The 12,168-nt window shown below is 69.5% G+C and carries 14 protein-coding genes; 4 read left to right on the top strand and 10 right to left on the bottom strand.

Features of this window, described 5'->3' with window-relative positions:
- Position 1 precedes the first annotated feature (1 nt).
- Positions 2 to 730, bottom strand: coding sequence for a glutamine amidotransferase (locus tag WMF46_RS32930; RefSeq protein WP_437980823.1), 729 nt, complete (start codon positions 728 to 730; stop codon positions 2 to 4).
- Between the two features lie 80 nt (positions 731 to 810).
- Between WMF46_RS32930 and WMF46_RS32925 the strand changes: the two genes are divergently transcribed.
- Entirely contained in the window at positions 811 to 1,458 is a 648-nt protein-coding gene (locus tag WMF46_RS32925) for a YkgJ family cysteine cluster protein (RefSeq protein WP_437543465.1), read from the top strand.
- Between the two features lie 69 nt (positions 1,459 to 1,527).
- On the opposite strand, the gene WMF46_RS32920 is transcribed toward WMF46_RS32925, so the two are convergent.
- Together WMF46_RS32920 and WMF46_RS32915 are read right to left on the bottom strand one after the other, a co-directional pair.
- Positions 1,528 to 1,893 (bottom strand): hypothetical protein, encoded by a 366-nt coding sequence (locus WMF46_RS32920; protein ID WP_437980822.1) that lies wholly within the window; start codon positions 1,891 to 1,893, stop codon positions 1,528 to 1,530.
- Positions 1,894 to 2,021: 128 nt separating this feature from the next.
- The gene (locus WMF46_RS32915; protein ID WP_437980821.1) at positions 2,022 to 2,489 is read right to left on the bottom strand and encodes a hypothetical protein; all 468 of its coding nucleotides are present in this window, start codon (positions 2,487 to 2,489) and stop codon (positions 2,022 to 2,024) included.
- Positions 2,490 to 2,783: 294 nt separating this feature from the next.
- On the opposite strand from WMF46_RS32915, the gene WMF46_RS32910 reads away from it, so the two are divergent.
- Positions 2,784 to 3,092 (top strand): hypothetical protein, encoded by a 309-nt coding sequence (locus WMF46_RS32910; RefSeq protein ID WP_437987957.1) that lies wholly within the window; start codon positions 2,784 to 2,786, stop codon positions 3,090 to 3,092.
- 189 nt (positions 3,093 to 3,281) lie between these two features.
- Positions 3,282 to 3,947: a hypothetical protein gene (locus WMF46_RS32905; protein WP_437980820.1), complete on the top strand. Its 666-nt coding sequence runs from the start codon at positions 3,282 to 3,284 to the stop codon at positions 3,945 to 3,947.
- A 127-nt stretch (positions 3,948 to 4,074) separates the two neighbouring features.
- Here WMF46_RS32905 and WMF46_RS32900 read toward each other — a convergent pair whose 3' ends face one another.
- Together WMF46_RS32900 and WMF46_RS32895 are read right to left on the bottom strand one after the other, a co-directional pair.
- Positions 4,075 to 5,397 (bottom strand): ADP-ribosylation family protein, encoded by a 1,323-nt coding sequence (locus WMF46_RS32900; protein WP_437980819.1) that lies wholly within the window; start codon positions 5,395 to 5,397, stop codon positions 4,075 to 4,077.
- Between the two features lie 57 nt (positions 5,398 to 5,454).
- A complete protein-coding gene (locus WMF46_RS32895; RefSeq protein WP_437980818.1) occupies positions 5,455 to 5,676 on the bottom strand; it encodes a helix-hairpin-helix domain-containing protein in 222 nt (73 codons plus the stop codon).
- 242 nt (positions 5,677 to 5,918) lie between these two features.
- On the opposite strand from WMF46_RS32895, the gene WMF46_RS32890 reads away from it, so the two are divergent.
- A complete protein-coding gene (locus WMF46_RS32890) occupies positions 5,919 to 7,358 on the top strand; it encodes a family 43 glycosylhydrolase (RefSeq protein WP_437980817.1) in 1,440 nt (479 codons plus the stop codon).
- Between the two features lie 43 nt (positions 7,359 to 7,401).
- On the opposite strand, the gene WMF46_RS32885 is transcribed toward WMF46_RS32890, so the two are convergent.
- The 5 genes from WMF46_RS32885 to WMF46_RS32865 form a co-directional block, all read right to left on the bottom strand.
- Complete coding sequence (locus WMF46_RS32885) at positions 7,402 to 8,361, bottom strand: helix-turn-helix domain-containing protein (RefSeq protein ID WP_437980816.1); 960 nt, start codon at positions 8,359 to 8,361, stop codon at positions 7,402 to 7,404.
- 13 nt (positions 8,362 to 8,374) lie between these two features.
- Positions 8,375 to 9,349 carry an NAD(P)-dependent alcohol dehydrogenase gene (locus WMF46_RS32880; protein ID WP_437980815.1) on the bottom strand — a complete coding sequence of 325 codons (975 nt, stop codon included), beginning with the start codon at positions 9,347 to 9,349 and terminating at the stop codon, positions 8,375 to 8,377.
- 150 nt (positions 9,350 to 9,499) lie between these two features.
- Positions 9,500 to 9,868 (bottom strand): hypothetical protein, encoded by a 369-nt coding sequence (locus tag WMF46_RS32875; protein ID WP_437980814.1) that lies wholly within the window; start codon positions 9,866 to 9,868, stop codon positions 9,500 to 9,502.
- 243 nt (positions 9,869 to 10,111) lie between these two features.
- The gene (locus tag WMF46_RS32870; RefSeq protein WP_437980813.1) at positions 10,112 to 10,435 is read right to left on the bottom strand and encodes a hypothetical protein; all 324 of its coding nucleotides are present in this window, start codon (positions 10,433 to 10,435) and stop codon (positions 10,112 to 10,114) included.
- 171 nt (positions 10,436 to 10,606) lie between these two features.
- On the bottom strand, positions 10,607 to 11,695 hold the full coding sequence (locus tag WMF46_RS32865) for a hypothetical protein (RefSeq protein ID WP_437980812.1): 1,089 nt from the start codon (positions 11,693 to 11,695) through the stop codon (positions 10,607 to 10,609).
- Positions 11,696 to 12,168: the final 473 nt, after the last annotated feature.

Raw genomic sequence — 12,168 nt, 5'->3', positions numbered from 1 at the left:
ATCAGGCGCCGCGCACGACCACGTGCCGGATGAAATTGTGCAGCGTCCGTGTGCCGAGCTGATCCGGCGCGATGGGGGCGAGGAGCGCGGGGACGTCGCGGCCCTCGGCCTGCAGGATCTCGCTCCGCCACGCGATGTAGCCGGCGATGACGTCGTGGTCCATCTCGGGGTGGAACTGCACGCCGTAGCACGTGCTCGTGAAGCGGATGACCTGGTGGTCGTCGAGCTCGGTGAACGCGAGGCTCGTGGCGCCCTCGGGCAGCGTGCCGACCGTGTCGACGTGGGTCGCGTGTGTCTCGAAGCTCGACGGCAGGCCGTCGAAGAGGGGGTCGTCGGCGCGGCGCTGGACGCGGATCCTGCCGATCTCGCGGCCGCGCGGGTTGCGGACGACCTCGCCGCCGAGGGCCTGGGCGAGGATCTGGTGGCCGAAGCAGATGCCGAACGTCGGGGTGCCGGCGTGCACGACGCCGCGCAGCCACCCCTCGCAGCGGAGCATCCAGGGCTCGCGGTGGGGGACGTTGGCCGACGAGCCGGTGACGACGAAGGCGGCGGTCTCGGGGGCGCCGGGCGCGGGGAGCTCGTCCGTGCGGGCGTCGACGGTGGTGTATCCGCCGCTCCAGCCGGCGCCGATCGTCTGCTCGATCAGGTCGGCGAACTGGCCGCGTCGCTCGAGGACCGGGGGGACGGGCTCACCGGTCTTCACGATGACGATCTTCTTGCGATGTCGCACCCTTCCAACATAGCGCAGGGCCGCCGCCGGGCGAGGGCGGGGCTTGGCAGCGCGGGGCCGGGGCGCGAAGATGCGCCCCGATGTCCGCATACGTCGTGTCTCGCCCCGTCTGGCGCCGGTTTCGCCCGCGTTTCCTGAGCCGCGCAGCTGCGCACGTGAGGGCCGGCGGGCACGCGGCCATCGTGCTGCCGGACGAGCGGGTCGACCTCCTGCTCTCCATCGGCGAGGACGGGAAGCTCACGGAGCTCGGGCTGTGGTCGCTCCTGTCGATCGAGCAGCAGCGCTTTCGGCGCGTGGGCGAGGGGCCGGCCAAGGGGCTCGCGACGGCGCGGGTGAAGCGGCAGTACGAGGGCTCGGTCCTCGACTGGTGCGAGCGCGACAGCACGCACCCGGGGGCGATCCGCGAGGTGGCGCTCGACTGCCTGGCGTGTGGCGCCTGCTGCCACGACGCCAACGTGCTGCTCGACGAGGTGGACCTCGCGCGCTTCCGGGGCGCCGGGCGCGGCGACCTCACGGGGCGCGCCTACGTGCGGCGGGCGCGGGACGGCAAGATCACGCTGCGCTTCGCGGCGAGCGGGCGGTGCCAGCACCTCTGCGAGGACCTGCGCTGCGCCATCTACGAGATCAGGCCGGACAACTGCCGCGCGTTCGTCGTGGGGAGCGAGGCGTGCCTGTCGGCGCGCGAGGAGACGCTCGGGATACGGGACGGGGCGCCCGCGGAGCCGTGAGCGGCGGGCTCGCCGCGGGGCCCGTGGTCACGTGACGGCGGGGTGCGGCGGGGCGAGCGTCGCACGCCTTCAGAACAGGAGCCGGACGCTTCCGCCGAGCGGGCCGAGCCGCAGCTCGGCCTGGGTCGTGGCGCGATCGAGCTTCATCTGACCCGTGATCCAGAGCGGTACACCCGTGAGGGTCATCGCGCCTCCGACGCTCATGAGCACGGTGGGAAAGACCCATGCGCGAGACGCGCAACCGCAGGAATCGTCGCCGCTCGGTCGGGTGAGGAAGAACATGCCTGCTCCGACGGAGCCGAGGACAAGTCCGCCCACGGAGAGGCCGGTGCCCACGTCGCGCCGGGTGGTGTCGACGGCGGGCGCTGGCGCCGTCGACTCGGCGTGCGCGTTGCCCACGAGCAACAGGATCACCCCGAACGCGGCGAGACGCATGCCGGCGAGGATCCCTGGTCGCGGCGCGCCCGTCAAGACGAGGAGAAGCTTCTCTATCGGTCGCGGAGGTGGCGCCGAGGACGCGCGGGAACGCGAGGCTCGAGGCCACGATGCCCTGGGCAGGGCGCTCACGTCCGAACGCTCGTGAGCTGGCCCGCCACCGCGGCCTCATAGAACGCCGAGAGGTCGTGATGGGCGGCCGCCCGGTCCGGCAGGCCGTGGGTGGCCAGCCAGGCGACGCCTTCCTCGAGGCTGGCGAAGACACGATGTGGAAACTGCTGGCGTCCCAGGGCGTTGAGCCCCGTGACGATGCTGCGCACGAGGGACGCGCGAAAGCCCGACCCGATGTGAATCACCGCCGAGTGGGACACGATGCCATCCACCGAACCCAACATCCCGGCGAGCGCGCTGCGGCTGCGCGTGTCGGGTACGATGGCTTCAGGGGTCACGATCTGCAGCAGCCACACCTTGCGGGACGGGGAGCTGGCCTGCGCCCCCAGGATCGCCGCCTTCAGGGAGGCGGCGTGGTGCGGGTGGGTCGTCTTCATCCAGACCGCGGCGGCCAGGGAGCTCCAATAGCCCACCGCGACATCCACCGTCGCCTCGACGACCTGACAGCTCGCGCGCAGCGGGTGCTGCTCACCCGCCTGGGTGAGCGACCGCTGCGGTGCGTCGATGAGAGGTCCCCGTGACGTCGACGATCTGCTCACTTCGCTCGATTCTACGCGAACCTGGTGACGGCGCGCGCGGTGACGGCCGCGCGAGGGAGCCGCTCGACCGATGAGAAATGAGAACACACGGGGGCACATGAACGAAAGAACATGTTGTGAGGTTGCGGAGGGTCGGTACGATGCCAGGTGATGCGGCTTGGGTACTGGCTCGTCGTTGGAATGGCGATGTTCGCGGCGTCCTCGGCCAGGGCAGATGCGCCGAAGACGGACGCCGCGATCCGGAAGGCTCTCATCGCCGAGTCACGAGCGGCGTACAGCGGGAGCTGCCCGTGTCCTTACGATACCGATCGAGCGGGCAGACAATGCGGCAAGCGCAGCGCTTACTCGCGGCCGGGAGGCACCGCGCCTCTCTGTTATGATCACGACGTGACGAAGGAGATGATCGCCGAGTACCGCGCGCGCGACGCGGGGCGCACCCGCCAGGACTCCGCTTGTGCCGGCACGAGAGCAGAGCCGTTCTGTCGGTAGATCCGATCGTGGCGTAGCTCGGCGTCACCTCGCCGGCATCGAAGCCCACTCGGGGTACCCGTGCTCGTCGCGAGTGGAATCAGGGGTCTCCGGTCCCTGCTTCATCACAATCCTTCCCTTTCGTGATGGTCTTCGCCTGAATCGACGGCTTCCCCGTCGTCGCCCCGCGGAGTCGTATACGCTGCACGCATGAGCCACGTCGTGATGCAGGCAGCGGAGTTCTCGACGGTCGCCGCGGCGGAGCAGGCCGCGGCGGAGCTGCGGCGGCTCGTCGCGGACTACGTCACCTACGAGAAGACCGCCGACGCGCCGTGGAGCGAGGGCGCCGTGCCCGCGCCGCTTGTCGAGTTCGGCCGGCGGCACGGCGTGCCGTGGCCGGGCGACGCAGCGTCGCGGTTCCTTCTCAAGGGCCTGTTCAACGACGAGGCGAACGTGCTCAGCGTCGATCGCCTTGTGTTCTTCTGGGGCGGCGGCTTCGATCTCGGCGGCGCGTGGCTGCGTGCGGTGCTGCTGCGCGGGCTCGGCGCGGTGCGCTGCACCGACCTGCCGCAGCTGGTGGTGCGCGTGGACGATCCGCAGGCTCGGGCGGCGGCGTCGGGCGAGTTCCTCGTCGAGGAGGATTTCGAGGAGCAGTTCGCGATGACGTCGGACGACGCCGTGCTCGACGGTGCGCTGTTCATCATCACGTTCGAGCGCGACGGCGACCGCGTTCACCTGACGTTCGACGACTCGGGCGTGCAGGAGTGGGCGTTCGTCGCGATGCTGCCCCAGCTCTCGGGCGACGATCCCGCGCTGCGCGCCCCCGCGCGGGGGCTGCACGCGAGCGTCGTCGATGGCGGAGGGGCGCTCGGCTGAGGGCGAGCGTCATCGCGTCAGGGTGCCTGTACGCCGACGTCGGCAGCACCGACCCGTGCTCGTGGGTCCAGAGCCGGGTCTCCAGGTCATCTGTGCGGCTTGAACGGCTTCTGAGCCGCTCACCGCGCTAAGGTCCGCCGTCCTCCTCGCCTGGCCGCAGGAACACCCCCACGCTCCGGAGATCGCGGTGCGCATAATGCACCTTCACGGTCTCCGCGTGCGCGCGCCGCCCGAGCTTCTCGTATCCCATCACCAGCAGCTCGAGCGCGGCGCCGCGGTACTCCTCCTTATCGAGCCAGTGCAGGTCGAGCCCGAACGTCAGCGCCGCCGCGGGCCGCCCCTCGGCGCAATCGCGCTTCGCCGACTCGATCCACGTCTGCACGCGCGGCGGCTGCGTCTTCCACGCCTTCACGCGCTCCTCGGGCGAGCCCACGCGGATGCTCCCGGCGCCGGGCGGCAGCGCGGGCCCGAACGTGCCCAGGGTCGGGATGCGGTCCGCATCGAGCCAGCGTTGCGCGGGCGGATCCTCGGCGAGGGCCTCGCGGTCGGCCTCCTCGAACCATTTCATGGCGGCGAGCGCGGCGTACACCTGCAGCGGGGCCGGCTCCTCCTCGTAAGGGCCCGAGATGCGCTCGCGCGCGCGGGCAGCGAGCACCGCGAGCGGCGTGGGCTCGCTGTCTCTCCAGGTCTCCGCGGAGTCGCGGGCGTAATTGTGCGCGATGCACGTCGGCGGATCCGCGGGGTCGTCGTACCACAGGCCATGGTGCAGCCCGTCGGTGTCGCCCCACATCACGGTGACCAGCTCGGGCGGGTCGGCGCGGAACCGGCACTCGAGCCGCGGGTCGAGCCCGTCGCGCGTCTTCCGCTCGAGCCCGCCGTCCTCGAACCAGATCATGATCCCGCCCGGCGAGCGCCCGAGGTCGCTCATCCCCTGCCGCTCCGTCTCGTCGAGGCTGCGCCAGAACGCCGCGAAGGTCGCGAGGTAGCGCGGCAGCCGCAGGCCATAGACCTCGTTCATTCGTGCGGCCACGGCCTCGAAGCGGGCGTTCATCGACGCGAGCGCCTCGGCGCGGCGGCGCGCCCCGAGCTCGTCGGTCGCGAACATGTCCTCGCTGTAGCGCGCCGGCGCGAGGCCCACCGTCGCCTCGAGCGGCGCGTCGAGCTGCGAGGCGAGGCCGCGAGACCTGAGCCCCTCGAGCGTCGCGGCGAGCTCGTCGAGCGCCGCCGCGGGCTCGCCCATCCGCGCGAGCGGCACGACGATCAGCTCGCCGGACGGCCCTCGGTTCGTGCGCGCCTCGAAGAGGCTGAACTCCGCGACGAGGCCGAGCCCCGGCGCGAAGCGCGGCGGGTCCCAGCTCGCGAGCCTGGCGCCCTCGTCCTCGACGGGGAACATCTTCTCCCAGCGCTCGCGCGCGAGCGCGAGCGCTGCCTCGATCTCCGGGTTGCTCATGCCGTTCTCCATCCTACGCGAAGGCGCGCGCGGGATGCGGCGCCTCGACGACGAGGGCTACGCGTCTTTGGCAAGAGACTTTCCTTCTGCTTCGAGGGCAGCCTTGATGACCCTGATCGCCTTGGGGCCCACGCCATGAAGCGCCATGAGCTGGGCTTCCGTGAGCCGAGCGACCTGGTCCAGGCGAGAGACGCCGGCCGAAGCGAGCGCCCGCAGCGCCGGCTTTCCGATGCCCTTCGGAAGTGACGATTCTTGTCTTTCTTTCGTTCTGCTCGGCATGCGCCTTGTTCCATGTCGGTTGTCGCCTGGGTCGCTGGCGCTCAGCCTCGCCGGCGAGCCCCAGCGTCATGAACACGTACAGCATGTCGAGGACAGCGACCGTGGTACAACATCGCAGCATTCCCGGGCCGGGGTAGCAGCGGCCGGGGCCGTGCCGTGCCCGGCGAGCCTCCGGCGGACGGCGGCGCGACCGGACGCAGGTCCCTGTTGCCGAGCATGGCAGTCCTCGAGGAGCCCGTCGCATGAACGCCGACGCCATCGTCCTGCAGACGCCGCCTGGCGCACCGTTCACCTTCGGAGTCACCGTCCACCGCCGAGGGCCGCGCAGCTTCCTGGTGACCGAGCCGGGGCAGGACACGCGGCGTTATGAGCTCGCCCGGGTGGAGCAGCCGGACTACCTCGACCTCTTCGAGGCGCTGGCGCGCGACCTCGGGACCCGCACGCCGCTCGCCCGCACCCCGCCGCCGCCGCGGAAGGGCGGGGCGCCGCTGCGGCCCCTGCTGACCGAGGCCATCGCGCCGGAGATCCTCTACGGCTATGGCGACCCGTGTGTGGTGCGGGTGGGCGAGCGCGCGTGGCGCTTGCTCGTGACCTCGAACGACGCGCCGAACGCCTTTCCCATCCTGGCCTCGAACGACCTGACGACCTGGCGGCTGACCGGCTTCGTCTTCCCGGAGGGGCGCGCGCCGGCCTGGACGCTCACCGGCCGCAACCAGGCGGACTTCTGGGCGCCGGAGATGCACCGGGTCCGGAACGAAATCTGGCTCTGCTTCACGGCCCGCATGCACGACCGCTCGCTCGCGATCGGCCTCGCCCGAGGCGCGAGCCCGGACGGCCCGTTCGAGGCGGAACACGCGCCGATCGTCACCGGGGATGTGATCGACGCCCACCTCCTCGTGGACGCCCACGGCACGCCCTGGCTGGTCTGGAAAAAGGATGACAACGGCGTGTGGCCCCGCCAGCTGGCCGCCTTGCTTCACCGGGAGCCCGCCGTGGTGCGCGAGCTGTTCGTGGCCCGCAAAGACCAGCGCACCGCGGTCCTGGTGCTGACGCTGTGGCCGTGGGTGGCGACCCTCGAGCCCATGGAGCAATTCTTCATCTTGCAGCCGCTGATCGAGGCGGCGACCGCGGACTTCGCGGGGTTCGCGGGGAGGCTGGAGGAGCTGCGGGCGCGGGCGTGCGGCGCGGAGGCGGAGGAGATCGCCGGGATATCGCGGGCGCTCAGGACCCGCATCTACGCTCAGCGGCTGTCGGCGGACGGCCGCAGGCTGGAGGGGGAGCCCGCCGTCATCCTCGAGAACGACCAGCCCTGGGAAGCGCACCTCATCGAGGGCGTCTGGATCACCCAGGAGGGCGGGCGCTATTATCTGCTTTACGCCGGCAACGACTTCTCGACCGCGCACTACGGCATCGGCGCGGCTGTGGCGGACGCCCCCACGGGCCCATACCGCAAGTCGTCGGAGGTCTTCCTGAGCTCCAGTGAAGAATGGTGGGGGCCAGGGCACCCGTCCGTGGCCGTAGGCCCCGACGGGCGCCACCACGTGTTCCTGCACGCCTTCCGCCCCGGGGTGGCAGGGTACAAGGCGTTTCGGGCGCTGCTTGCCGCGCCGATCCACTTCGAGGGCGGCGTCGTCTCGCTGGACACGTCGGTCTGGCCGGCGGCGCGACCCGACCCAGGTTGAGGTGACCGGAGGTGACCGCCTGCTACGTGTGCGGCGCGTGAGATCACGCCGAGGTCTCGCGGCGCGTATTCGGCCCCTTCGCCGCACGTCTCCACTCGCCGGGCGACTGTCCGGTCCTCTGCCGGAAGAGCTTCGAGAAGTGCTGCGGGTGCTCGAATCCGAGCGCGTAGGCCACCGCGCTCGCGCTCGCGTCCGACGCGAGGAGCCGCGCCTTGGCGGCCTCGATGAGGGCTCGGTGGATGTGGTCGCGCGCGCTCATTCCCGTCTCCGCGCGGAGGAGATCACTCAGGTAGTCGGGCGAGTACCCGAGCGCGCGCGCGCAGGATCGAACCGTGGGGAGCCCGCCTTCGACCTGCGCGGCCGACGCGAAGCACGCGTCGAGGTGACGGTCGAGTCGCTCCGCCACGCCGCCCGCCCGCGCTCGGACCTCGATCTGGCGCGCGTACGCGCGCTGGCAGTACGTGAAGAGGAGCTGGAGCTGCGCCGAGAGCACGTCCGGCGCGAACGCGTCGGGAGGGACCGAGGACTCGCGCTCGATCTGCCGGACGAGGCCCGTGAACGTCTCTCGCTCCGGCCGTGTGAGATGGAGCGCCTCGTGCATCGCGTAGCCGAAGAACCGGTACTGGTGCATCGCGTCCGAGAGCGGCGTGTCGCGCAGCACGTCGGGGTGGAAGACGACGGTCCAGCCCTCACCCTCGTGGGCGAGCTCGCTCTCGCCGCCGATCGGCGTGATCACCTGGCCCGGCGACGCGAAGACGATGATGCCCGCCTGCCCGTCGTGCACCTGTCGCCCGAACTCGGCGTGGCATTCGTCACCGCGCTTCAGGCTCATCACGTAGAGCCCGGACTCGATGGGGCGCCCGATGATCGGGATCTCGATGCGCAGCGGCTCCTGCCATGACGCGGCGATCACGGAGACCAGCGGATGCGCGGGCGGCGGGCGCCCGATGAGCCCGTGGATCTGCTCGATCGACTCGAGCCTCAGCGCGTCGCGTGTGCCCACGCGAATCGGGGTATCACGCGCCTACCTCGATCACAACGTTGCCCCGCTTGCGCCCCGTCTCGACGTACCTGTGCGCATCCGCGACGGCCTCGAGCGCGTAGCGCCGGTCGATGACCGGCCGGAGCGCGCCGCGCGCGACGAGCTCCGAGACCTCGGGGAGCGCGGTCTTCTTGTCGACGGACATCCCGAAGACGAGCTTCCTGCTCCCGAAGATCCGGCTCCATGCGTCCCGCAGGTAGAGCTCGGCGCCCCCGACCGTGATCAGGTATCGGCCTCCGCGCGAGAGGCAGCGCCGCGCGCGCGCGAACGAGCTCGCGCCGACCGTGTCGAACACGACGTCGAACGCGTCGGCGCGCGCCGCGTAGTCGTCTCGCGTGTAATCGACGACGTGGTGCGCGCCGAGCGAACGCACGAGCTCGGCGTTTCGCCCGCTGCAGACCGCCGTCACCTCCGCGCCGAGGTGCCGCGCGACCTGGACGGCCGCCGTGCCGATGCTCCCGGACGCGCCGACGATCGCGATCCGCTCGGCGGTCCGGAGCCGCGCCCGGTCGCGGAGGAAGTAGAGCGCGGTGGTCGGTCCGTCGACGAGCGAGCACGCTTCTTCGTGGCTCAGGCCGGCGGGGGCGTGCGCGATCGACGCGTCCTCGGACAGGCACACGTACTGCGCGTATCCGCCGGACCCGAACCCGGTGAAGCCGAACACGCGATCGCCGGGGCGGAACCGCGTGACGCGCCGGCCGACGCGCTCCACGGTGCCGGCGACCTCGATCCCGAGCACCCGGAAGCGCCGCCGCGGCCGGAAGAAGCCGAGCACGACCCGCGCCATGACCGTGTCGCCTCGCCGCATCATCTGGCACGCCGCCGTCGCCGTTGTCGCGTGCACCCGGATCCGCACCTGATCGTCCCGCGGCTCCGGCGCGGGCATCTCGCGCAGCTCGAGGACCGAGGGAGAACCGTATCGCTCGTAGACGGCTGCCTTCATCTGCATAAGGAGCAGACTAAGGACGCTGCGAGGGTGCCCGAAAGCATCGGATCCGGGAAAGATGGATCTCTTTCCGGGATGTGCTCGGCGCGGGCGCGCCGGCGCGGGATCTCACGGGGCGATGCGCCACGCCCGAACCGCCCGGCGGCGGGCCTGTCAGTCGGTCTCGGGGCGCACCGACGCGGAGATGATGCCGTCCGTCTCTGCGGGCGAGCCGTCGACGTTCCTGGGGTCGTGGATCTCGATGGTCGTGTAAACCGCCTTCAGCCGGGCGGACGAGCGGTCCTCTGCGGGCTTGCTCGGCTCCTCGGCCAGCAGCGGCTCGACCCGGCCCCTCGATGTGTCGAAGACGCGGAAGAGCGGGAGTCGATGATCCGGGATGAAGTAAAGCTCGCCGTCCGCGCCGCGAAAGAGCGTGCCTGGCACGTGCTCCTTGCCGTCGAGCGCCCGCGGGCGCGCGTCGGATACCGGCGCTGCGGCATCCGCATCCACGGAGAGCAACTCTGCTGCTTGTCGTTCCGCCATGACTCAGGTCCTCCTGGGGCAGCCCGTCCACGCCGCCGAGCGGAGGCCGTCAGGATGTTTGCCGCTCGCGATCGACGGATCCTGGAGCGACAAACGGGTTGAAACCACGAGAAAGAACAAAAAATCACAGGGAGGCGGGGAGCGAGAGACGGCAAGAGGGAGAAATTCAATTTTTTTTCTTCCTCCCCGCCTCCCCGCCTCCCTGTGAAAATTCTCCGTGTTTCAACGTGATTGATCGGCGTTCTAGCGCTCGCGTAGCCGGACATAATGGTACTCGCGGAGCAGCGCGCGCAGGAACATCGGCTCGTCGCGGAACCCGGCCTGGAGCGCGGCCTCCGAGAGGTCCCGCGGCACAAAGCCGTCGCCGCGCCTCTCGACGTACCATTGGAGGAGCCCCTCTCGGGACAGCGGCGCCGTGGCCAGATCGGGGTCGGCGAGCCCGGCCTCCTCCAGCGAACGCTGCTTGTCGCGGGCGCGCGTCCAGAGCCCCACATACAGGTCGTCGAGGCGGAGCTGGTCCACGAGGTGCGCGCTGATGTGCGGCGCCGCCCAGCGCTGCACCGCCACGACCTGCCAACAGCGACGACTTCGCGGAGTTCGACCCGATCGAGGCGAGCTTCGGCCTGGGGTAGGGCGTTCCACCGCGAGCCCGTGGGCTGCTCGGCGGCGATCCCGGCCAGACGTCTGGCCGTGCCAGGCGAGCGGACACATTTCGGAGGGGATCGAGCGCTTCGGCGCTCACCAGAACTGATTGAATGAACCTAGAACTTCCTCCGGTGTTTCATCGACGACATGCGAATGGGTGCTCGTTGTGATTGCTGTTCCATGGCCTCTCGCTTCCATGGTCAGAATAGATTCCGGACGATAGTAGGCCCACGGATGCTGGCTGTTGTAGTCTGATGGAACGTTCGTGCCGCGTCCGTCCGAATTGCGAGTCAGTCGAATGAATGACGTTAAATCAAGCTGAGCCATGAGTTTGTCGATCGGATCGACCGTGTCGAGGCCTGAAAATGGGGTACCGATGTGGGTGTCCAGGCCTAATCCCGGATTTCTCGGGACAATCGCATGGATCGTGTCCCGATCCAGCACCCAATCGTATCTATGTTCCGATCCGCCTTGTCCGGCGGCGCATTGCGCGAAAGACACCGGATGCGCGATCGGGCATGCTTTCAGCACAGCCTCGGCCGGTAGGCCTGCAAGCTTGACTGCGCCGTGTAGTTCAATGGTTCCGCTTCGGTCCGTCCGAAAGCCTTTTATCCGGCTCGCCCGAAAAAATGCTCGACCGTATTTGACCTGAGCGACTGTCATGTCCATTGTCCAGTTCGGCTCGATCTGGTCGCTGTGCACGCTCTCCCGGCTGTCGAAGGTGTAAGCATAGGTGGACGAATTTTCGAGGGGAGACGCTCCGAGCAATCGCTCGCGACGAAAGTAAATGGCTTGTCCTCCGTTGCTGTGCATGCAATCGAACGTCTCGTTGGGAAACCTGGCCATGAACTCGCTCGGCGGCTCTGCGACCATGTAATCTCGGCCGCTTGACGTGTGGACCGTCGCTGCGTCGTTGATGTTCGTGATGTACTCAATTGCGCTGAGGCGAATATATCCCCATGCGTGGTTCGAGTTCTTTGAGAATGGAACTTTTGTGAATGGGTCATCCCCTTGGATGGCGCTCAATAAGGATTCGATCGGGCGACTTTCCAGGTAGCGTCGTCCATGAAGTTCATTGAGGAGCGTTCCCTTCTCCTCTTGTAGTAGAAATTCGATGGCGAGGGGCCGAATGTAAAGAGGCGGGCGGTTGCGCGAGGAATGTGCCAGCGTGATGAATGTCATTGATGGCCCTCCTGAAATTTCAGGGGCCAGGCATCATAGGAACCTGGCGTCCGCAAGGTCAATCCTGCTGCATTGACGCTGGCTGAGCACCACGCCGGTGAGATCGGCTCGCTCGCTCGATCCGGCGGCGAGCGGGCCCGACGCCCGTCGGATCGCGCCGCCGTCCTCGAAGCGTTGGTCCGAGGTCCGCGTCCACGGGTTTCCGTCCCCGACCGGTGAGGGCGCTCCCGGCGTTCGCGAGCCCGGGGGCGGCCGGCGTCGGCGATGCCGGGACGCCGGCGAGTTGGACTCTTGCGGTGTGGTGGACAGCGACGGGATGCGCGCCGATCCTCGCGAGCCGTGGGAGCCGAGCAGCGACGACGATGGCTACCGCTTGCCCTCGCCGCCTGCACCAGCGACCACGGTGACGGCCCGGATGTCAGCGAATACCGGAGCCAGCTCGTCCTCGTGGCGGATCTCATGCGGCTGCCAGC

The sequence above is a fragment of the Sorangium sp. So ce117 genome (genome assembly GCF_051524395.1).
Lineage (GTDB): Bacteria > Myxococcota_A > Polyangia > Polyangiales > Polyangiaceae > Sorangium > Sorangium cellulosum_B.
The sequence above is the reverse complement of the archived record's forward strand: the minus strand, read 5'-3'. Positions and strand labels throughout refer to the sequence as shown.